The organism is Leifsonia shinshuensis (genome assembly GCF_031456835.1).
Taxonomy (GTDB): Bacteria; Actinomycetota; Actinomycetes; order Actinomycetales; family Microbacteriaceae; genus Leifsonia; species Leifsonia shinshuensis_C.
This window is the reverse complement of record NZ_JAVDVK010000001.1, coordinates 2,098,106-2,118,225: the sequence shown is the minus strand read 5'-3', so window position 1 is coordinate 2,118,225 and position 20,120 is coordinate 2,098,106. Positions and strand designations below refer to the sequence as shown.

Genomic DNA, 20,120 nt, shown 5'->3' with positions numbered 1-20,120 from the left:
CGCTCAGCGGCTGCGGACCATGCGGGCCGCCGCCATAACCCCGGAGAGATCCCGCCGGATCGCGGGGATGAGCAGCACCGCAGCACCGTAGACGAGCGCAAGCGCCACGACGGCCGCCGCCACCTGGACCACCGTGCCCAGGGCGGCGGCCGTCGTGCATGCGGCCCAGGCGGCCGCCGCGCCGAACGCGGCGCATGCCAGCACCCGGCCGGCTCCGGCGTACAGCCGGGCGGTGGGGACCTCGGTGTTGCGTGCGAGCCACCACAGCGACAGCGGCCACGACAGGGCCGGTGCGATCGCGTAGGCGATCGCGACACCGAGCACACCGCCGAACGATCCGATGACGATGCAGACGATCTTGATCGCGGCGCTCACCAGCGAGTAGCGCAGGAGCGCCCCCGTCAGCCCGCGCGAGACGTAGGCCCAGTAGCCGACGAAGGCGAGGATCTGGAAGATCCCGGCGATGGCGAACAGCCGCAGGATCGGCGCCGCCTCGCCCCACTGCGCGCCGAGCAGCAGGGACGTCAGGGGCTCGGACGCCCCGGCCACCAGGGCGAGGCCCGCCACGACGGTGTAACCGAGGGCGAGCTGCCCGCGGCAGAGCCACTCGCCGAACCGCTCCTTGTCGTCCTGCAGGCGCGAGAAGACGGGAAGAGCGACGGTGGTGAGGGGGATGCGCACCTGGTTGAGCGGCGTCATCAGGAGCTGGAAGGCGCGGCTGTAGACGCCGAGGGCCGAGGCCCCGAAGCGTGCGCCAACCAGGATGTTGTCGATGTTGTTGCTGATGTAGCTCACCAGCTGGGAAGCGAGCATGTTCCAGCCGAAGGCGACGAACGCGCCGATCGGGGCGTCGCGCCGTGGGAGCCCGGGCAGCCAGCGGCCCGAGATCACCAGGACGACGAGCAGAACCGTGGCCTGGGTGAGCTGCTGCGCCACCAGGGCCCAATATCCCCAGCCCGCCAGCGCGGAGCCGACGGCCACGCCGAGCGCGAGGAACGGGGCGACGATGTCGGCCAGCGCGACGGCGTTGAACCGCATCCGGCGCACCAGATCCGCTCGGTACTGGGTGCCGAGCCCGTTGATGAGGAACGTGAACGCCAGCGCGTGAGCGATCGGCACGAGATCCGGCTGGTGGAAGCCGAGGGCGATCAGCCCGGCGCCCGAGAAGACCGCCGCGGTGAGCACGGCGCCGATCGCCGCGTTGACCCAGAACAGGTTGCTGCGCTGTCCCCGGGTGACGACGGGCGCCTGAATGGAGGCGGACGACAGCCCGAAGTCACGGAACAGCTCCCCGACGCCGATGATGGCGACGACCATCGCGATCAGGCCGTAGTCGTGGGGGCTGAGAAGGCGGGCCAGGACGACGACGGACGCCACCTGGACGACGACCTTGCCTCCCTGTGCGCCCAGGGTGACGGCCGCTCCCCGTGCCGCGCGACGGCCGAGCCCCTCCGTGCCGGGGGCGGGGGTGCGCACGTCGGGTGCGTCGGGGTCGTGCGCGGTCCGCGCGCGAGAACCCGCCCGCTCGACGCGATGCTGGGGGCCGGGACGCGGTGTCCGGATCGTCATGCGCGGCGCTCTCTCGCCGCGAGCGTGCGGGCTCGGGCGCGTCGGAACGTCCCCCGGGCGACGCGCACGACCTCGCGGAGACGCGGCAGCGCGAGCGCGAGCAGTCCGAAGCCGCGGTAACGCGGAACGCGGCTCCCCGCGAGCACGGCGCCGGCAAGGCGTCCCGCCAGTGTGCTGCGGCGGGTGGTCTGCAGCGGCTGGACGGCGGCCAGGTCCTCCATCTCGATGGTGCTCACCGAGATGACGCCGGCCTCGACGGCGCGGAGGATGATGTCGTAGCCCCGCTCGGTCCGGGCGATCAGGGCGCTGCGTCCGGCGCCGTCGGCGAACACCGGGTAGCCCCGCTCGTCCGACCGCCAGAAGTCCGCCGCGGTGATGTCGGCGCTCTCGCCCACTCCGTCCGCGCAGATCTTGCAGCGCCACTGCGCCGCAGGACCGAGGGCGGACCCCCACGATTCGTCGTAGCTCGCGTCGCTGGACGTTCCGTCGGGACGTTCGACGGTGAAGCGCCCGGGCCATCCGCGGCCGCGATACCAGAGGTCGCTCACCGGCGTCCCCGGGGGAGAGCCCAGCTCGGTTGCGAGGCGATCCGTGGCGTGCTGGCTCGGCGTGCCGGCGCAGAAGAACGAGAGCAGCACCGGCTGCTCGCCGGATGCCCGCCGGTCGGAGGTGAGCGCGCGGACGGCACTCACCTCGCACGGCTTCCCGACCATGACCGTGCCGGGGAGCAGGACCTCGGGACGCGAGGCGCTCGCCGTCGGCGCATACCGGGAGCCGGCGGCGCCCAGCGCCTCGTCGCGGCTGAGGATGCTCACGCTCACCGTGCGCCGGGGCTCCTCGGCGTCCGCGCGTGCACCCACCATGCGCGCGGCCTGGCCGGTCTCCAGCAGCCAGGCGGCGATGGCGGTGAGCGCTCCGCCGCTGCTGCCGCGGAAACGCACGTCGGTGTCGGTCGCCCAGGCCATCCACACGCGGAGGTACGGTCCCATCGTGGGGTGCCGGCGCCCGGCCGTAGGATGCACCGCACGTACGGTCACGCCGGGGCAGGCCTCCTCGAACCGTCGGACGGCGTCCGGCTCGACCGACGCGGCCGGCTCCGCGCGCGGCGCTTCCTGGTCTTCCGCGACCGGGTCGACCGGCGTCGGGCGGAGGTTGCCCTCGGCATCGAGCCGCATCTCCAGCCCGGGGTCGAGCAGCGCGCACGCCCCGCATCCGCTGCAGTTGCCGGACGCGACGACGCGGGCGACGGCCGCTCGGAGGGCGGCCGTGCGCTCCTCCGCGGTGCGGGTCGATGTCGTGCGGGTGGTCGTGGTCATGCGGCCACCCGCTCGACGCTCTGCGCGAGCGCCGAGGCCGCCGCATCCAGGCGCTCGCCGGCGACCCCGAGGAGCCGGGTCGCGTCGGCCGAGAGCGCCTCGTCGGCGACATGTGCGAGCGCTTCTCCGGCAGCATCAGCGGAGGTGCGCAGGTCGACCGAGCGCGTCCAGCCGAGGTCGCCGAGCAGCGGACCGAACTTGCGGGAGTAGGCGAGGGGCACGGCCGGGGTCCCGGTCGACAGCGCATTGAGGCACGCGTGCATCCGTGAGCCGAGCACCACTTGGGCGGATGCGACGGTCCGCCGCACGTCGTCCAGGTCGCGCGGCACGACGGTCTCGAGCCGCTGGGAGCGCTGCGCCTGCAGTTCGGAGATCGCGTGGATGTCGGAGTCGGGATTGTCGGATTCGAGCACGTGGGCCAGAAGCGTCACCTCGCGGCCTTCTGCCGCGAGGCCGTCGAGGAGGCGGTGCACCGTACGGCGGTACGCCTCGTTGTCGACGTGCGGGTTGGCGTTCCAGAGCAGGCCGGAGACGTTGAGCACCACGTCCCGGGTCTTCGCGACGGCCGGCCGCGGGAGGGCGAACACGACGTCGGTGGTCAGGACGTCGGCCGGGCGTCCGAGAGCCCGGGCCGCGTCGGCGCTCGCGCTGTCGCGGGCCATCACCAGCTGCGACCTGCGGAGGCTGCGCCGCGCGATGCGGCGGCCGAGGGGGGAGTCGAACGGGCCGATGGTCTGCGGCCCGAGCACCACCGGCACCCCCGCCTGGGTGGCGAACTCCGCCACCGCGGACATGACGGCCAGGCGCCGAGTGCCGTAGATGTCGGCGAAGCTGTCGCCGGACCGCGTGTCGACGACCAGATCGAAGCCGGCCAGCCAGCGCTGCATCCCGTTCCGTCCCGTGACGCGTTCCTTCACGAGCGAGCGGAGGCGGCCGATGGGCAGCTGCGGTGCGCGCATCCCGTAGTTCTGGAAGACGATCTCCGTGTCGGGCTCGACCCGGCGGAGGAGCGCGGCGGTCCCCGCTCCGAGCGCGCGCACGCCGAGGTTGGGCGACGCATCGTCGGCCCACAGGATCAGTGTTCGCATCGACGCTCCCATGGTCGGTCGGGTGAGGGGGTGCTCGGCGCTCGAGGTGAGACTTACTCATGTATCTTAGTCAGCGCCCGGCGTTCGCGTGACCCCAATTGAGGGCGCGTGAGGAGCGGGGCTGCGCGTGCCAGAGTGGACGGCATGCCGATCGGAGGGGGAGACATGCCGGGCCTCGTCGTGCAGCAGTCGTTTCCGGAGCCGCGACCCACCACCAACCCGTACCTGATCATGCTGCGCGAGGCCGTCGCCGCGCAGCCCGGTACCGAGGTGCGGACCTTCAGCTGGCGTCGGGCACTGCTCGGGCGGTACGACGTCTTCCACGCGCACTGGCCGGAGATCCTCGTCTCGGGTCACAGCCCGCTGAAGAAGGCGGTGCGGCAGGTCTTCACCCTGGCCCTGCTGCTCAAGCTCCGGATCACCCGCACGCCCATCGTCCGCACGGCGCACAATCTCGACCTGCCGACCGGGATCAGCCGGCGCGAGACCGCCCTGCTGAGGCTCTTCGACCGCTGGACGACCCTGCGCATCCGCCTCAACCCGCTCACGCCGGTTCCGGAGGGATCGGCGGTCGAGACCATCGAGCACGGCGACTACCAGAAGTGGTTCGCCCGCTACCCCCGGCGGTCGGCGACGCCGGGGCGGCTCGCCTACGTCGGCCTCGTGCGCCGCTACAAGGGCGTCGACGCCCTGATCGCCGCCTTCCGCGATGCGTTCCGCTCCGACGGCGAGCCGCACGCCAGCCTGACGGTGTCGGGCAAGCCCTCGTCGGACGAACTCGTCGCGCAGCTCCAGGAGCAGGCGGCGGGCGACGACCGCATCTCGCTCCGCTTCGCGTTCCTCACCGACGAGGAACTCGTCGCCGCCGTCACCGAGGCGGAACTGATCGTGCTGCCCTACCGCGAGATGCACAACTCCGGGGGTGCGCTCTCCAGCCTGTCGCTGCAGCGGCCGGTGCTCGTGCCTGACAACGAGGTGAACCGGTTGCTCGCCGAGGAGGTCGGCGAACTCTGGGTGCAGCGGTACCAGCCGCCGCTCGGCTCCGGCGACCTCGAGCGCGCGCTCGCCGCCGTCCGCGCGCGCGAGCCGGGCAGCACGCCGGACCTGAGCCGGCGCGGGTGGGACGAGACGGGACGGCGCCACGTCGAGGCGTACCGTCGTGCCATCTCGCTGGTCAGCCGGCGGCGCGCACGAACACCCCGCGTTTGACCGGACGGCCCGCCCGGAGGGCGTCGCCGAGCGATCGGGCGGCGAGTCCCCGGGCGGCGTAGGCGTCGAGCACCGCACCGGAGAGGGCGAGCCGGTCGACCACCGGCTCCGGCCCGTCGTCGACGCCGTCCACGGCGGAGGCGAAGTTGTCGTGCGCGAGCAGGATGGCTCCGCGGTGCGCGGCCCGTTCCGCCCCCGCGAGACGTTCCGCGTCGGACAGGGCGCCGGCGCCGTCGCGGACCGACGCATCCCAGAGCACCGGCACCAGGCCCGCCGACCGGACCGACCGCCAGGCCGAGAAGGTCAGGTGACCGTAGGGCGGCCGGTACCAGCGGACGGTGCGGCCGATGGTGTCCTCGAGCTCGCGCCTCCCGTCGTGCATCCGGCGGTGGAACTCTTCGCCCGGCAGCGTCGTGGCATCCACGTGGTCCACGCCGTGCAGGGCGATCTCGTGACCGGCCTCCTGGACGGACCGCACGAGCGCGGGATCGCGGCGGACGCGCGAGAGCAGGACGAAGAACGTGGCGGTCGCGCCCCGGTCGGCCAGCAGCTCCACCAGGCGGTCCGTCGTCCCGGCGACCGGGCCGTCGTCGTAGGTCAGCACGAACTCCGGCGCGGCCGTGCGTACGGAGACGATGGAGCCGGCCGGTGCGGTCACCCGCCGGACGACCTCGCGGGCCGCGCCGCGAAGCGTCATGCGCCGGCTCCCGCTGGGCCGCCTGCGGCGCCTGCGGCGTCGGCGGCCGCGGCATCCCCGGAAGCGGGCCGTGCGTACTCCTGGTAGACGATGCCGAGCGCGCCCTGCACCATCCCGCCGCCCCGCCAGATCGCCCGCGCACCGCGCGCCTGGTGCCGCAGCGAACGGAGCACCACGCCGGCGACCCATCGGACGGCGCCGCCGAGGATGCGCGCGAGGCCCCCGGCGACCGCCGCGACCCGCACCCGAAGGGGGCCGGCCGCGCCGCGCGCGAGGCGGATACGGATGGTGCTGGTCGAGTTGCCGTGGCTCCACGCGCGCTGCAGCACCCACCGGCGCGTCATCCGGGTGCGGGGGACCAGATCGGTGATGGCCGACTCGTCGCACCAGGTCATGCGATAGCCCTTCGCGTGCAGCTCACGGCTGAACAGGGTGTCCTCTCCGCCGCTCAGGCCGAGGTCGTCGGCGAACCGTACGCCGGCCTCGTGGACCTGCTCGAGGTCGAGCAGGAGGTTGCCCGCGGCGGCGACGTCGATCGGCGACCCCGTCGGCATCCTGCGCCGCACGTAGAACGACCCGGCGGCGAGCCACGGGTCCAGTTCACCGCTGAACTCGGCGACCACGCGGCCGGAGACGGCTGCCGGCCGGCCCGTGTCCTGCCAGGTCTCGAGCAGCCGCACCAGCCATCCCTCGTGCGGCACCTCGTCATCGTCGATGAAGGCGAGCAGCCGGGTGCCCGCCTCGTCGATCGCGCGGTTCCGCACGGCCGAGATGCCGGGATGCGACTCCACGACGGCACGCACGCGGTCGTCGCCGAGGGCGTCCACGACGGCCTTGCCGCTGCCGGCGGGATCGTTGTCCACGATCAGCACGCGGGTGGGATGGGACGGCCCCGCCTGGTCCGCGTGCTGGAGCAGCTGCGGCAGGAGCGCACCGAGCTCGGCTGGACGATGGAACGTCGGCACGGCTATCGTCACTGACACCGGTTCCTCCGGTTGCACGGCCACCCCCCCTCACGTCAGAGCGGAAGTCTATGCCAGACCCGACACCCGATGCTCCCGCCGTCACGCGCGGACCCGCACCGGTGTTCGCCGCGGAAGCCGTCGTGGTCGTGAACTACGGGTCGTCCGGCCTGCTCGCCGAGAACCTCGCCGCCCTCACCCGGCGTGCCGGGGGGCTCCTGACGGTCGTCGTCGACAGCTTCAGCTCGGACGCCGAGCGCGCGAGGATCGCGGACCTCTGCGAGCAGGAGGGATGGATCGCCGTGCTGCCGCCGGACAACCCGGGATTCGGCCGGGGGATGAACGCCGGCGTCGAGCGAGCCGCACAGGCAGGCGCCGAACGCGTCCTCCTGCTCAACCCGGACGCGGAAATCGCACCGGAGGCGGTCCGGGCGCTGTTCGACGCGGTCGCTGCGAGCCCGCTCACCCTGGTCGCCCCGCGCATCCTCCGTCCGGACGGGACGGTGTGGTCGGCCGGGTCGGATGTGTCGCTGGTCGACGGGCGGATGACGTCGGCGCGACGACGCCCGCAGCCTCCAGAGCGGCGAGCCGAGCCGTGGCTGAGCGGCGCCTGCCTCTGCCTGTCGCTCGCACTGTGGGAGCGGGCGGGCGGCTTCGCGGACGGCTACTTCCTGTACTGGGAGGACGTGGACCTGTCGTTCCGGGTTCGCAACGCCGGGGGAGCACTGGAGGTGCGGGAGGACATCGTCGCCACCCACGCCGAGGGCGGAACGCAGCAGGCGGGGGCCGAGCGCGCCGCGACCGCCAAGTCGGAGGCGTACTACTACTTCAACATCCGCAATCGCATGCTGTTCGCCGCGCTTCAGCTCGACGACGACGACCTGCGGCGCTGGCTCCGCGCATCCCCCGGCGTCGCGCGGGAGATCCTGCTGCAGGGCGGCCGTCGGCAGTTCGTGCGACCCGTGGTCCCGCTGCGCGCCGCCCTGAGGGGCCTCCGCGACGGACGCCGGATCGCGCGGGCGGAGCTGCGGGCGCGGGCGGGTCGTCCGCGCGCGGCGGTCCCCGGCGGCGTCGACGGCCGGCGTGACGCGCGCATCCGGGAGGGACGATGACGGTCCGGGGACGACTGCGGCGGTATGCCGAGCTCGCGCGCGGGGTGCTGCGCGGCCACCCGGGAGCCCGCATCGGCCCGGGCGTGCGGCTCGGCGGTCCCGGGCGGTACGAGCTCGCCCGCGGAAGCGCCGTCCGCAAGGGCGCGCGGGTGTGGGTCGGCGAGGGCGCCGTCCTGCGACTGGAGCGGGGCAGCGCCATCGGCGCACGCTGCACGGTGAACGTCGCGTCGGGTGTGTCGCTCGGGGAGGGCACCCAGATCTCGTGGGAGGTGCAGCTCCTCGACACCGACTTCCACCGCATCACCCGGCCGGACGGTGAGGTGCTTCCGCACACCGCGCCGATCCGCATCGGCCGTCACGTGCTCGTCGGGACCGGCGCCATGATCCTCAAGGGCGTGAGCATCGGCGACGGGGGCGTCGTGGCCGCCGGGTCGGTGGTGACGCGCGATGTGGATGCGGGGGTCATCGTCGGGGGGAACCCGGCCAGACCGCTGGGCGAGGCGTCCGACTGGGAGTGACCGTGCCGCGGGGTGGCTCGGCGGGGCGGTGACCCCCTGATGAGGGGGCGACAGCTGAGGAATTCTCGTATTAGTCTGGACATGCAACAGCGACCCGACCCCTGATGCGACCTGATAGCCGTTCCGTACTCCCTTACCCGGGAGTCCCGCGGAGACATCGTTGGCCGAGCCGTCGTGTGTTTCCGAGAGAGCGAGAGCGAGCATCCACATGGTCGATGGGGGAAGGCGCATCAGCGTCGCCCTCGTGGGCACGCGAGGCGTGCCGGCGAGGTACGGGGGATTCGAGACCTGCGTGGAGGAGGTCGGCACCCGGCTGGCCGCCCGCGGCCACGACGTGACCGTCTACTGCCGCCCGACCGCCGACGACGCCCGCCCCTCCGAGTACGCCGGGATGCGGCTGGTCCACCGGGGCGCGCTCCGCCGGCGCAGCCTGGAGACCCTCAGCCACACCGGGCTCTCGGTCGCGCACCTGCTCCGCCACCGGACGGACGCCGCCATCGTCTTCAACGCGGCGAACGCGCCGTACCTGCCGGCCCTGCGCGCTGCGCGCATCCCCGTCGCCACCCATGTCGACGGACTGGAGTGGCGGCGTGCGAAGTGGGGACGCGGCGGCCACGCCTACTACCGCACGGCCGAGTCGCTCGCCGTGCGCTGGTCCGACGCGCTCATCGCCGACGCGCAGGGGATCGCCGACTACTACCGCGACGAGTTCGACGCCGACACCGAGCTGATCGCCTACGGCGCACCGCTCGTGGCTCGCGAGTCCGACCTGCTCGCCGGCGTCGGCCTGGAGCCGGACGGATACCACCTGCTGGTCGCGCGGTTCGAAGCCGAGAACCACGTGGACATGATCGTCGAAGGCTACGTGCGGAGCGCCTCCACCAAGCCCCTCGTCGTCGTCGGCTCAGCTCCGTACGCGGAGGAGTACAGCGCCCGGGTGCGGAACGCCGCGGACGACCGGGTGCGGTTCCTCGGCGGCGTCTGGGACCAGCGCCTGCTGGACCAGCTGTACGCGGGAGCCAGCACCTACCTACACGGCCACTCGGTCGGCGGGACCAACCCGTCGCTCCTCCGCGCGCTCGGCGCCGGCACCGCCGTGATCGCCTACGACGTCTCGTTCAACCGCGAGGTGGCCGGTGCGGCCGCCGCCTACTTCTCCGACGCCGCGGGCGTCGCGGCGGCGGTGGATGCGGCGGACGGCGACCCGTCACTGCTGGTCGCGCGCCGCGACGCAGCGGTCGCACGGGCGTCCGCCTACGACTGGGACGACGTGGCCGACCGGTACGAACTCCTCTGCCGCCGCCTGGCCGCCCGCGAACTGGTCAAGCCGGCCCGCCCGCTCGGGCGTCAGCGCACCGGGGCCTTCGGCCGCCGGACCGCCGAAGAGCAGGCGCTTCCGGGCGTCGGCCGGATCGAAGGGGTGTCGCGATGACCGGCGGCAGCGCCGACGCGACCGGCCTCCGCACCGGCGGCTTCGGCGACGCCGTGCGGCGGCTGCGGGATGCGCAGAAGCCCCCGGCGCGATCCGCGCCCGCCTACTCGCGGTTCGTCAACCGGCGCATCGGCCGCTACCTCGCTGCCTGGGCGTACACCGCGCGACTGACGCCGAACGCGGTCACGGGCATCAGCGCCGTCTTCACGTTCGTCGCCATCGGCCTCCTCGTGGCCCTGCCGCCGACCTGGCTGCTCGGCGTCGTCGTGGCCGTGCTGCTCCTGGTCGGCTACGCCTTCGACTCGGCCGACGGGCAGCTGTCCCGTCTGCTCGGCACCAGCAGCCCGGCCGGCGAATGGCTCGACCACATGGTGGATGCGACCAAGGTGTCGACGATGCCGCTCGCGCTCGCCGTCGGCTTCTACCGCTTCGGAGTCGTCCCGACTGCATGGCTGCTCGTGCCGATCGGTTTCGCGATCGTCTCGGCGGTGCTCTTCTTCGGCATGATCCTGACCGAGCAGCTGCGGCGCCGTACCCGCGGCGCCGTGCCGCTCGCGGCCGACGCGCCGGGGCGCCCCTCGTGGGCGCGGGCGCTCGCCGTGCTGCCCATGGACTACGGCGTCCTGTGCCTGTCGTTCCTGACCCTCGGTGCCGTTCCCGTGTTCACGACGCTGTACACGCTGATCGCGGCGGCCACCACGGCCTTCCTCGTTCTCGCGGCCGCCAAGTGGTTCCGCGAGCTCCGCTCCTGGACTCCCGCAAGACCCGAACAGAAGGGGGACCTCCGATGACCAAGGTCGATCGTCCCGAACCGAACCCCGACGAGCAGCCCGGCGGACGACGCCGTCGGCGGGCGCTCCTCATCGCCGGCGCCGTCGTCGTGGCGGCGGTCCTCGCGGTCGCGATCTCCGTCGCCGCGGTGCGGGGTGCGCAGAATGCCCAGAACGCCCAGTCCGCGTCCGGGGACAAGAAGACGGCGTTCCAGCTCCCCACGCCGGACACCAACTCGCCGCCGCCGCCCGCCGCCTCACCGACGCCGAGCGCGTCGTCGGGCGGCGCCCAGGCCGCGCCGAAGCCCGACGCGCGCTACGGAGCACCCGTCGCGGCCGTCGTGTCGCGCGACGACACGGCGACGCTGTCGGGCGGCCTGACGGCCAAGCTTGAGGTCGAGAAGACCAACGCCACGGCGGTACGGGCCGGTGAGGTCTCCGGTTCGGCCGTGCAGGTCAAGGTCGAGCTGCGCAACCCCGGCGCCAGCGACGTCTCCCTGTCCCAGGTGGCCGTGAACGCCTACTACGGCTCGAAGTCGATTCCCGCCACTGAGCTCAGCGATGGCGCCCAGCCGCTCCTCGGAACGTTGAAGGCGGGTGAGACCCGGACCGGGGTCTACGTGTTCTCCGTTCCCGCCGACCAGACCGGCGCTGTCGTCATCACCGCGACCGACGCCGCCGGAACCCCGATCACCGTCTTCAAGTGAGCCGTCCGTGACCGTCGCCTTCCGAGCCCTCCTCGTCTCGTCGTCCCTCAGCGGGCCGGCGGTCGACCGTACGCTGGTCAGCGTCGCGGGGCTCACGGTGGCGGTCGCGGCGTTCCTGGTGCTCCGGCGGATGCCGCGCACCGCGGTGGGCGTCTGGATCGGCGTGCTCTGCTTCGTGCCGATCTGGATCGGCCTGGGTATCGGCTTCAACGGGAACTACTACCTGCCGGCGGTGACCGGGATGGCCCTCCTCGCGACGGTCGCGCTGCTCCCCGCCCACGGTTACCGGTTCGGCATGATGGACGGACTGGTCGCGCTGCTCATCGTCTTCGCGATCGCCTCGCTGCTCACGGAGAACGCCGGGATCGCGCTCGGCTTCGCGTTCTCGCTCGGCACCTACTTCGTCGCCGGTTATGTGTTCGGGCGCGTCGCGGGGCTCCGCGTCGACCCCGCCTGGATCTACGGCGCGGTCGCGATCGCGTTCAGCATCGTCAGCGTGCTCGCCATCATCGAGTTCTTCGGCGGCTGGAACCCCTTCGTCACCATCAAGGCCGGCAACTCCATGTACGCCATCTGGGGCACCATCCAGGAGCGCGGTGGCGTCGCGCGGGCGGAGGGCGCCTTCGGGCACTCCATCGCCCTCGGCTCCAGCCTCGCGATCGCCATCCCGCTCACCCTGGCCGCACGCTTCCCGCTGCTGCTCAGGGCGGCGATGGTGCTGCTGATGCTGTTCGCGACGGTGCTCACCTTCAGCCGGATCGGGATGATCGGCGCGCTTCTCGGCCTCTTCCTCTCGATCCTGTTCATGCGCGACGCCATCTCGCGCCGGGCGCGGATCGTCCTCACCTCCGCGATCGTGGTGGTGTCCCTGCTGGTGTTCCCGCTGGTCACGACGGTCTTCGACGACGCCGGGTCGGAGGCCTCCGGAAGCGCCGACTACCGGGGCGACCTGCTGTCGCTGATCGGGAGCATGAACGTGGTCGGCGTCGCGGACTCGGCGCGCAAGGACTCCACCGGCCAGGTCTACTTCGGCGACTTCCGCTCCATCGACAGCCAGCTCATCCTCACCGGGCTCTCCAGCGGAGTGATCGCGCTCCTGCTGGTCGTCGCAGCCCTGGTCGCCGGCATCGTGCTCGTGATCTCCCGCCGTGCCACCCCGGCGACCATTGCCGTGGTCGCGCAGATCCCGGCTCTGGCGACCGTCGCTCTGATCACCCAGTACTCGGTGTTCCTCTGGGTCGCGATCGGCCTCGCCGCGACGACGCAGCACTTCCGTCCGTCCGTTGCAGCCGGCACGCTCCTCGTGTCGCAGCACCACCGGCGCCAGGAGGTCCCCGCGGGCCTCCCGGCCGCCGTGCCCGTCCCCTCGCGCGAAAGGAGCGCACGCTGATGCCCGCGCCCGCCCGACACACCCCCGACAACCGCCCCAGCACCGAACAGGGACGGGGCGGAGACCCCGCCCAGCACCAGTTCGTGGCCGCTTTCAAGCGCTTCTGGTACATCATCGCGCTGGGCGCGTTCGCCGGGCTGATCGGCGGGTGGGGACTCGCCCAGGTGGCGACGCCGGTCTACACCGCGACGAGCAACCTGTACTTCTCGCTCAACTTCGGCGGTTCCGCGAACGACCTCAACCAGGGCTCCACCTACACGCAGAACCAGATGCTGTCCTTCGCACAGCTGGCGGAGTCCGCGATCGTGCTGCAGCCGGTGATCGACCAGCTGCACCTCGAGCGCACGCCCGCCTCCCTGGCCGACTCGATCGCCGTCAGCACGCCGCAGAACACCGTCATCCTCGAGCTGTCCGTGACCGACAGCGACCCCGCGCAGGCCGCAGACATCGCCAACGCGGTGGCCGCGACGCTCGGCAAGAAGGTGGAGGAGATCGCCCCGAAGAGCGTGACGGGCGCCACCACCGTGTCCGTGCGCACGATCCAGACGGCGGTGAAGCCGGAGGCGCCCTCGTCGCCCAACGTGAGGCTGAACCTCGTCGCGGGCGTCGTGATCGGTCTGCTGCTCGGCGTGCTGCTCGTGGTGCTGCGCGAGCTCCTCGACACGCGGGTGCGCTCCGCCGACATCGCCGCGCGCGTCACCGGCGTCCCGCTGCTGGCGCAGATCCAGCGGCTGCGACGGCGCCAGCCCAGCCCGATCCTCCTCACCGACCCGCTGTCGAGCGCCGCAGAGGGCTACCGGCGTCTCCGCTCCAGCCTGGAGTTCGTGAGCGTCGACTCTGACCGCCTCGCGTTCGTGGTGACCTCGTCCGTCCCGGACGAAGGCAAGTCGCTGGTCTCGCTGAACCTCGCGCTGGCGCTGACGGAGGGCGACCGCCGGGTGCTGCTCGTGGATGCGGACCTGCGCCGGCCGACGCTCGCCGCCTCGACGGGGCTGCCGGCCGGATCGGGCCTCACCTCCGTGCTGGTCGGGCGCGCCTCCGTCGCCGAGGTCGTCCAGGAGTGGAACGGGCTGGACGTCATCACGAGCGGTCCCATCCCGCCGAACCCCAGCGAGCTGCTGTCGTCGCGGGCCATGTCCGACTTCATCGCGCAGGTGGGCCGCGAGTACGACGTCGTCGTGTTCGACACGCCGCCGATGACCGCGGTCGTCGACGCGGCGGTGGTCGCCCGCTCGCTGGATGGCGCACTCGTGGTGGCGGACCGGACGCGCGTCTCGCGGTCGCAGCTGGCACTGACGATGGACCTGCTCGAGAAGTCGGGCGTCCGTGTCCTCGGGCTCGTCCTCAACCGCGTCGCGCCCACCAAGAGCTCCGACAGCTACTACCGCCAGTCGGGCACCGAGAAGAGCGGATGGCGGAGCCGGCTGCGCCTGCGCCGTCGCGCGTCGACCACTCCGCCGCTCCCGCTTCCCCCGCTGCCGGCCTCGGAACCCGACGCGCTGCCCGCCGCCGAGCGCGCCGCAGCGGACTGGGAGGTCGACGACGCACAGCTCGACGAGCACTTCGACGAGGACATTAGCGCCGTCGAGTCGGACGAGGACGACGACCGCGAGCTGGCGAACACCGGCCCGACGTCACAGGTGAAGCCGCGCCGCTGACGGCCGCGGCGCGGGTCGCCCGCCTCAGCGGCGGGCGGCCGACCGCACGATGTCCGCGATGCGCCGCCGGTAGGTGGAGACGCTGTGCCGGCGCTCCGCCTCGTCGGCGTCGGCCGTGACGGCCTGCGCGGTGGCGTCCCAGCCGTCGATCGTCCCCTGGAGGGCGTCCGCCAGTGCGGTCGCGTCGTCGGGACGGACGGTCACGGCCGTGCGGTAGCCCGCCGTCGCCTCAAGGAGCCCGCTGGTGGCGCTCGCGATCACCGGGCGTGCGGCGAGCAGTGCCTCCACGGCCGTGTTGCCGAACGGCTCGTCGACGCGCGAGGGCACCACGACGACATCGCCGGAGCCGACGATGTCCCACACGGACGGCTGGAAGCCGTGGAACCGGACGCTGTCGTTCAGACCGGCGCGGCCCACCGTCTCGGTCAGCTCCTTCTCGTACCACTCGTAACCGGGGAAGACCGATCCGACGACGTGCAGGTCCGCCTCGACGCCGCGGTCCCGGAGCTGGGCGACCGCGCCGATGGCCACGTCCACGCCTTTGCGCGGCGAGAGACGGCCGATGTAGGTGACGCGCAGCGGCCCGTCGAGCCGGGGGCGGGGGTCCGTCCGCGTGCCGGGACCGGGGACGGCGTTGTAGACGATCTCCGACCGCTCGCCCAGGCTCCGGAACGAGCTCGTGAGCACCCCGGTGCTGAACCGGCTGTTCACCACGATCCGCCGGGACAGGAACAGGGGGAGGGCCAGGATGCGCCGCATCACCGCGGAGGCGCTCGCCTCGCCCTCGTGCACGTGGGTGAGCACGGGGATGCCGCGGAGGCGGGCGAGCACCGGCCACAACGGCACGGTGATGGTGTTGACGTAGACGAGAGCGGGGCGCTCACGGCGCAGGAGCGAGGAGCCCTGGACCGTCGAGACCAGGGCCGTCCGCACGAAGCGGACGAAGCCGCGCGGCGTGAGGACGCTCTTCCTCAGCACAGGGCTCGGGCACAGCTCGACGGACGCCCCCCGCCGCCGCAGCTCGGCGATCAGTGGGCCGTCCGTCGGAACCGCGACGACGACGCGCCAGCCGTCGTCGACCAGTCCGCTCACGCTCTCGAGCATCACCCGGTCGGAGCCGTAGAGCTCCGCGCTGGGGTGCGCGACGAGGACGGTGTGCGAGGGTCGGCGACGGCTGGCTGCGGTCATCCTCCGGATCTTACTGGGCCGGGGTCACCGCGAAGTTGTCGAACTTCGTGGTGAGGGGTGCGTCGGTCGCGGTACCGGAGAGGTAGGCGCGGAGTCCGACGGTGCCGGCGGTCTGCAGTGCGGCCGTCGTGTCGGTCACCGAGGCCTGCCAGGTGGCCGGTTCGGTGGTCCCCACCTTCCACACCCGGGCCTGGATGGTGGTCGGCGAGGTGCCGAACACCTGCAGGCGCACCTGGTACTGCGTCCCGGGGGTGTAGGTGAGACCGGCGACGTTGGCCACCTTCAGTGCCGTCGAGCCCTGGAGCAGCTGGATCTGCACCACGCCGTTGCTCTGGAACCAGACGCGGGCGGAGTACTCGGCGGTGCCGACCACCCGGCCGAGGGCGGAGACGTAGATCCCCCCGCCGGTCGAGGTGCGGTCCGTCGTGAACTGCACCGTGGTGTTCGTGTTGGTGCTCGTCACGCTGTTCAGCAGCTCGGTCTTGGTGGACCCTGCGGCGCCGACGATCTGGCCGGCCCCCGTTCCCACCGTGTAGGCCGTCGCGGAGCCCGCTCCGGTCCACGCCCCGCCGAGGTCCGCCGTTCCCCAGCCGCTGGCCGAGGTGCGCTCGAACGTGTCGGACGCGAGGGCGGCGGGCGGAGGTGCGGTGACCGTCACGGACTTGGTGGCGGCGTTGGTGCCACCGCGGTTGTCCGTCACCGTCAGCGTGACCGTGTAGGTCCCGCCGGCCGCGTACGGGTGGCTGGCCGTGGCCGTGTTCGCCGTGGCTCCGTCACCGAAGTCCCAGGCGTAGGAGGCGATGGTTCCGTCGGGATCGCTGGAGGCGCTCCCGTCCACCGAGACCGTCAGGCCGTTGGTCGACGAGGTGAAGCTCGCGACCGGCGCCTGGTTCGGCGGAAGGGTGGTCGTCACCTGCTGCTGGACGGGAGCCCCGGCCAGTCCCTGGTTGTCGGTCACCGACAGCGTCACCGTGAACGTGCCCGCGCTTCCGTAAGTGTGGGTGGGGTTCACGCCGGTGCCGGTGGTGCCGTCACCGAAGTCCCACGCGTACGAGGCCACGGTCCCGTCCGGGTCGGACGAGGCGGATGCGTCGAACGAGGCGTTCAGGTTCGTCGCACTGGCGGTGAAGGAGCCGACCGGAGCCTGGTTGGCGGCCACCGTGACCTGCTTGGAGGCCGTGTTGGTCGAGCCCTGGTTGTCGGTCACCGTCAGGACCACCGTGTAGGTTCCGCCGGCCGCGTAGGTGTGGCTGGCGGTCGGTGTCGTCGCGGTCGCGCCGTCACCGAAGTCCCAGGCGTAGGAGGCGATGGTGCCGTCGGGGTCGACGGATCCGGTGCCGTCCGCGTTCACGGTCAGGCTGTTCTGCGTGGTCGTGAAGGATGCGGTCGGCGTCTGGTTCGGCAGCGTGCCGCTGGTGCCCAGCGCGTAGTGGTTGGCGACCTGCTGCGCACTCAGCTCGCTGGAGTAGACAGCGGCCTCGTCCAGCGTCCCGTTGAAGTACGGGCCGGTGGAGCCCCAGGTGTTGTCGCCGCCGATCCGCCAGTACCCGTTGTAGGCCTGAGCCTGGGTCTGCGGGTTGGTGCCGACCAGCTGGCCGTCGACGTACAGGCTCATGCCGTCCGGACCCTGCGTCGCGACCGCCATGTGCCACTGGTTGTTGTTCAGCGGGTTCGGCGACGTGATCGTGTTGGTCTGGCCGGTCCACACCCCGAACACGATGCGTCCGTCGTCCTGCATGTAGACGTGCCGGTCGTAGCTCCCCGAGAGGCCGGTCTGCTGGTCGCCGAAGCCGATCAGCTTTCCGCCCTTGGTCGTCGAGGTCTTGAACCAGATCTCCTCGCTGTAGGTGGTCGGGTTGGCGTACTGCTGGTTGCTGGAGACGACGCCTCCGTTCGATCCGCTGAAGTTCGTGTTGAACTTCACGGCCTTGTCAGCGGTGCCCGGGAGGACGCCCGACTGGTTCTTCGTCGTCGCGGTGCCCGAGTAGGTGCCGTTGTTGCTGTACGCGTCGGCGCTGTTCGCGGTCGACCCGCTGGTCTCATCCAGCCGCCAGAAGATGTCCGGGTTGGCGTTGTAGACCGCGGCGCCGTAGGCGTCGGCGGGAGCCGGAGCCAGCGGGGACGGACGACCGGAGGCGACGTACTGGTTCACGACCGTGGTGCGGTCGAGGACCGTCGGGTAGATCGAGACCTGACCGATGCTGCCCGCGAAGAACGCGCTGCCCGGCTGGTTCGGCCATCCGCCGAGGCTGTCGCCGCCGACCCGCCAGTAGCCGGAGTAGTCCTGGCCACTGGTGACGTCGGTGCGCGAGCCCACCTGCTTGCCGTCGATGTAGAGCCGCATCCCGTTGGAGCCGAGCGACGCCGTGACCTGGTGCCACTGTCCGTCGTTGAGTCCCGCTGCGCTGTTCAGCGTCTGCACGCCGCCCGGGTACACGCCGAACCAGATCCGGCCGCTGTTGTCCATGTAGACGTGACGGTCGTAGCCGCTCGATGTCCCGACGTTGGCGTTGCCGAAGCCGATGATCTTGCCGCCGCTGGTGGAGGTGGTGTTGAACCAGGCGGACACCGTGAAGGTGTTCGGTCCGGGGATCGACGAGGGCGTCACGGCCCAGCCGGTCGAGGTGCCGTTGAAGGTGGATGCGGTGGTGCCGCTGATCGGACCGGCCACCCCGTTGCGGGTGACGCCGGCCTGCAGCTGCAGGTCGTTGAACCCGACGTGGTCGAATCCGGCCGAGCCGCTCGCCTCATCCAGCGGCCAGTACGAGCTCGCGCCCGCCTGTGTCACGGAGTCCGCGTAGGGTCCGCCGCTGTCCGACGCCGCGATGGTCACTGTGTTGCCGAGGCGGGAGATCTGGTTGCCGTCGGGGTCGGTCACGTAGACGCGGTAGGAGTGGGTGGATCCCGGCGCCAGACCGGTGTCGATGAAGCCCATCGAGGGACGCGTCCAGAAGTTGGAGATCTGGGTGGTCTGGTAGACGGGTGTGGCGGTCTGGCCGTCGCGGACGACCTTGTAGCTCAGGTTGACGTTGTCCTGATCGTAGGTCGCGGTCCACGAGACGCGGGCCTGGCCGGCCTTGAACGAGACGGCGCTGGGGACCAGTGCGGTGTTGACGTTCGGGCCGAGCTTGCTCTTGACCACGTTGTTCATGGCATAGCGGACGAGGCCCTGCTGGGCGACGCCGTTGACGTACGGGAACTCGCCGCCGGCGACCAGGTAGTTGCCGTTGCCGGCCACCGACCAGGCGGCCTGGCCCTGGCCCGTGAACGAACCGGTCACGTACTGCGGGAACCAGTTGAGCAGGGTCGGGGCGGGCTGACCGGTGAAGTTGGCGTAGGCGCCGTCACCGTTGTTGGTGAGCGTCCCGGTCTGAGCCTTCGAGAAGGCCATGGTGTGGTGGTAGGTCCACGGGTCCGTCTGCGGGAAGCCGCCGACGTTCCCGCAGTAGTGCGGGTGCCCGGCGACGTACAGCGCGTCGTTCATCGGCCAGATGGAGTACGTGTCGCCGTGGCAGTCCTCCATCCAGATGAGGTTGCCGGTGGCGGGGTCGGCCGAGAAGCTGCCCTCGAGGTTGCCGCCGGAGCCGAACACGTAGCCGGAGCCGTACACGCGGTCGTTCGTGGCGACCAGCGCGGTGATGCCCGCCTGGGTGCCCGCGTCGCGGACGACGGAGTTGGCACCGAACGCCTGGAAGGCTCCGGTCGTGCCGTCGAACATGGCGAGGCCGTAGGCGTTGGTGCCGCCGTTGACGTGCTGGAAGCGTCCACCGGCGTACACCTTGGTGCCGTCCGGGCTGACGGCCAGCGCGTCGACGACGTAGTCGGCGCTGGCGGCCCAGGTGGTGTTGGTGGAGCCGTCGGATGCGTTGATCTTCGCGACGTACGGCGTGGAGGCGCCGTTCGTGGTCGTGAACGTGCCGCCCGCGTAGAGGGCGGTGTTCGTCGCGGCCAGCGCACGGACCTGGCTCTCCATGACCGGGCGGAAGGAGCTGATCACCTGTCCGGTCGCCGTGCTGATGGCGACGATGCGGTAGTAGTTGCCGCCGCCCGCCGTGGTGAAGTCACCGCCGACATACACGCGGGTGCCGTCCGGCGATGCCGCGATGGCGAGCGCCTGCGCGTTGAGCGGGACGTTGAAGCTGCTGATGAGGTTGCCCGTGGTCACGTCGTACGCCAGCAGGTTGCTGCGCGCCGTCGTGTTCGTCCCGGCCGCCGCGCCTGCGGGGCGTGCCGTGGTGAACTTGCCGGCCACGTACACGGTGTTGCCGACCACGACCTGCGCCCATGCCACCCCGTCGATCTGGGTGGTCGGCAGGACGTCGGCGCTCACCGTCGGTGGCGAGGCCGGGTTGGCCGGATCCGGTGGTGCCGTGTCCGCGGCGGCGGGCTGCGCGATGGCGATGCCGCCGAACACCAGGCCGATCGCCGTCAGGACGGCGGTCAGGATACCCAGTGTGCGAGAGCGGGGTCGGGGCGTTGTACTCATGACAACCTCGTTGTCTTT

Annotated in this window: 15 protein-coding genes; 8 read left to right on the top strand and 7 right to left on the bottom strand. The window is 71.9% G+C overall.

The annotated features are described in order from the left end of the window. Nucleotides 1–3: 3 nt before the first annotated feature. From J2W45_RS10385 to J2W45_RS10375, 3 genes are read right to left on the bottom strand one after another with little or no spacing between them, the layout of a single operon-like run. Complete coding sequence (locus J2W45_RS10385) at nucleotides 4–1,569, bottom strand: lipopolysaccharide biosynthesis protein (RefSeq protein WP_310131509.1); 1,566 nt, start codon at nucleotides 1,567–1,569, stop codon at nucleotides 4–6. Then, the gene (locus J2W45_RS10380; protein ID WP_310131507.1) at nucleotides 1,566–2,885 is read right to left on the bottom strand and encodes a Coenzyme F420 hydrogenase/dehydrogenase, beta subunit C-terminal domain; all 1,320 of its coding nucleotides are present in this window, start codon (nucleotides 2,883–2,885) and stop codon (nucleotides 1,566–1,568) included. The genes J2W45_RS10385 and J2W45_RS10380 overlap by 4 nt, the downstream gene beginning before the upstream one ends. Further along, complete coding sequence (locus J2W45_RS10375) at nucleotides 2,882–3,973, bottom strand: polysaccharide pyruvyl transferase family protein (RefSeq protein WP_310131505.1); 1,092 nt, start codon at nucleotides 3,971–3,973, stop codon at nucleotides 2,882–2,884. The genes J2W45_RS10380 and J2W45_RS10375 overlap by 4 nt, the downstream gene beginning before the upstream one ends. A gap of 144 nt (nucleotides 3,974–4,117) precedes the next feature. Between J2W45_RS10375 and J2W45_RS10370 the strand changes: the two genes are divergently transcribed. Then, nucleotides 4,118–5,182 carry a glycosyltransferase family protein gene (locus J2W45_RS10370; protein ID WP_310131504.1) on the top strand — a complete coding sequence of 355 codons (1,065 nt, stop codon included), beginning with the start codon at nucleotides 4,118–4,120 and terminating at the stop codon, nucleotides 5,180–5,182. On the opposite strand, the gene J2W45_RS10365 is transcribed toward J2W45_RS10370, so the two are convergent. Then, nucleotides 5,148–5,879 (bottom strand): polysaccharide deacetylase family protein, encoded by a 732-nt coding sequence (locus J2W45_RS10365; protein ID WP_310131503.1) that lies wholly within the window; start codon nucleotides 5,877–5,879, stop codon nucleotides 5,148–5,150. The two genes, J2W45_RS10370 and J2W45_RS10365, sit on opposite strands and share 35 nt — an antisense overlap. Then, entirely contained in the window at nucleotides 5,876–6,844 is a 969-nt protein-coding gene (locus tag J2W45_RS10360; RefSeq protein WP_396427084.1) for a glycosyltransferase family 2 protein, read from the bottom strand. The genes J2W45_RS10365 and J2W45_RS10360 overlap by 4 nt, the downstream gene beginning before the upstream one ends. Before the next feature lie 68 nt (nucleotides 6,845–6,912). Here J2W45_RS10360 and J2W45_RS10355 point away from each other — a divergent pair, with 68 nt between their 5' ends. The 7 genes from J2W45_RS10355 (at nucleotide 6,913) to J2W45_RS10325 (ending at nucleotide 14,428) form a co-directional block, all read left to right on the top strand. Then, nucleotides 6,913–7,953 (top strand): glycosyltransferase family 2 protein, encoded by a 1,041-nt coding sequence (locus J2W45_RS10355; protein ID WP_310131502.1) that lies wholly within the window; start codon nucleotides 6,913–6,915, stop codon nucleotides 7,951–7,953. Continuing rightward, complete coding sequence (locus J2W45_RS10350; protein WP_310131500.1) at nucleotides 7,950–8,471, top strand: acyltransferase; 522 nt, start codon at nucleotides 7,950–7,952, stop codon at nucleotides 8,469–8,471. The genes J2W45_RS10355 and J2W45_RS10350 overlap by 4 nt, the downstream gene beginning before the upstream one ends. A 208-nt stretch (nucleotides 8,472–8,679) precedes the next feature. Then, a complete protein-coding gene (locus tag J2W45_RS10345; protein ID WP_310131498.1) occupies nucleotides 8,680–9,903 on the top strand; it encodes a DUF1972 domain-containing protein in 1,224 nt (407 codons plus the stop codon). Then, complete coding sequence (locus J2W45_RS10340; protein ID WP_310131496.1) at nucleotides 9,900–10,694, top strand: CDP-alcohol phosphatidyltransferase family protein; 795 nt, start codon at nucleotides 9,900–9,902, stop codon at nucleotides 10,692–10,694. Before J2W45_RS10345 ends, J2W45_RS10340 begins: the two co-directional genes overlap by 4 nt. Beyond that, the gene (locus J2W45_RS10335) at nucleotides 10,691–11,380 is read left to right on the top strand and encodes a hypothetical protein (RefSeq protein WP_310131493.1); all 690 of its coding nucleotides are present in this window, start codon (nucleotides 10,691–10,693) and stop codon (nucleotides 11,378–11,380) included. The genes J2W45_RS10340 and J2W45_RS10335 overlap by 4 nt, the downstream gene beginning before the upstream one ends. 7 nt (nucleotides 11,381–11,387) lie before the next feature. Then, a complete protein-coding gene (locus J2W45_RS10330; protein WP_310131490.1) occupies nucleotides 11,388–12,770 on the top strand; it encodes a hypothetical protein in 1,383 nt (460 codons plus the stop codon). Further along, nucleotides 12,770–14,428, top strand: coding sequence for a tyrosine-protein kinase domain-containing protein (locus J2W45_RS10325; RefSeq protein WP_310131489.1), 1,659 nt, complete (start codon nucleotides 12,770–12,772; stop codon nucleotides 14,426–14,428). The genes J2W45_RS10330 and J2W45_RS10325 overlap by 1 nt, the downstream gene beginning before the upstream one ends. A gap of 24 nt (nucleotides 14,429–14,452) precedes the next feature. Here J2W45_RS10325 and J2W45_RS10320 read toward each other — a convergent pair whose 3' ends face one another. Together J2W45_RS10320 and J2W45_RS10315 are read right to left on the bottom strand one after the other, a co-directional pair. After that, nucleotides 14,453–15,616 carry a glycosyltransferase gene (locus tag J2W45_RS10320; protein ID WP_310131487.1) on the bottom strand — a complete coding sequence of 388 codons (1,164 nt, stop codon included), beginning with the start codon at nucleotides 15,614–15,616 and terminating at the stop codon, nucleotides 14,453–14,455. Between the two features lie 10 nt (nucleotides 15,617–15,626). Then, nucleotides 15,627–20,102, bottom strand: a complete 4,476-nt coding sequence (locus J2W45_RS10315; protein ID WP_310131486.1) for a PKD domain-containing protein — start codon at nucleotides 20,100–20,102, stop codon at nucleotides 15,627–15,629. Nucleotides 20,103–20,120 lie beyond the last annotated feature (18 nt).

What these genes read in the sequence shown, in the direction of transcription:
- J2W45_RS10385 (WP_310131509.1), bottom strand. Translation starts at nt 1,569, where the DNA reads ATGACGATCCGGACACCGCGTCCCGGCCCCCAGCATCGCGTCGAGCGG.
- J2W45_RS10380 (WP_310131507.1), bottom strand. Translation starts at nt 2,885, where the DNA reads ATGACCACGACCACCCGCACGACATCGACCCGCACCGCGGAGGAGCGC.
- J2W45_RS10375 (WP_310131505.1), bottom strand. Translation starts at nt 3,973, where the DNA reads ATGCGAACACTGATCCTGTGGGCCGACGATGCGTCGCCCAACCTCGGC.
- J2W45_RS10370 (WP_310131504.1), top strand. Translation starts at nt 4,118, where the DNA reads ATGCCGATCGGAGGGGGAGACATGCCGGGCCTCGTCGTGCAGCAGTCG.
- J2W45_RS10365 (WP_310131503.1), bottom strand. Translation starts at nt 5,879, where the DNA reads ATGACGCTTCGCGGCGCGGCCCGCGAGGTCGTCCGGCGGGTGACCGCA.
- J2W45_RS10355 (WP_310131502.1), top strand. Translation starts at nt 6,913, where the DNA reads ATGCCAGACCCGACACCCGATGCTCCCGCCGTCACGCGCGGACCCGCA.
- J2W45_RS10350 (WP_310131500.1), top strand. Translation starts at nt 7,950, where the DNA reads ATGACGGTCCGGGGACGACTGCGGCGGTATGCCGAGCTCGCGCGCGGG.
- J2W45_RS10345 (WP_310131498.1), top strand. Translation starts at nt 8,680, where the DNA reads ATGGTCGATGGGGGAAGGCGCATCAGCGTCGCCCTCGTGGGCACGCGA.
- J2W45_RS10340 (WP_310131496.1), top strand. Translation starts at nt 9,900, where the DNA reads ATGACCGGCGGCAGCGCCGACGCGACCGGCCTCCGCACCGGCGGCTTC.
- J2W45_RS10335 (WP_310131493.1), top strand. Translation starts at nt 10,691, where the DNA reads ATGACCAAGGTCGATCGTCCCGAACCGAACCCCGACGAGCAGCCCGGC.
- J2W45_RS10325 (WP_310131489.1), top strand. Translation starts at nt 12,770, where the DNA reads ATGCCCGCGCCCGCCCGACACACCCCCGACAACCGCCCCAGCACCGAA.
- J2W45_RS10320 (WP_310131487.1), bottom strand. Translation starts at nt 15,616, where the DNA reads ATGACCGCAGCCAGCCGTCGCCGACCCTCGCACACCGTCCTCGTCGCG.
- J2W45_RS10315 (WP_310131486.1), bottom strand. Translation starts at nt 20,102, where the DNA reads ATGAGTACAACGCCCCGACCCCGCTCTCGCACACTGGGTATCCTGACC.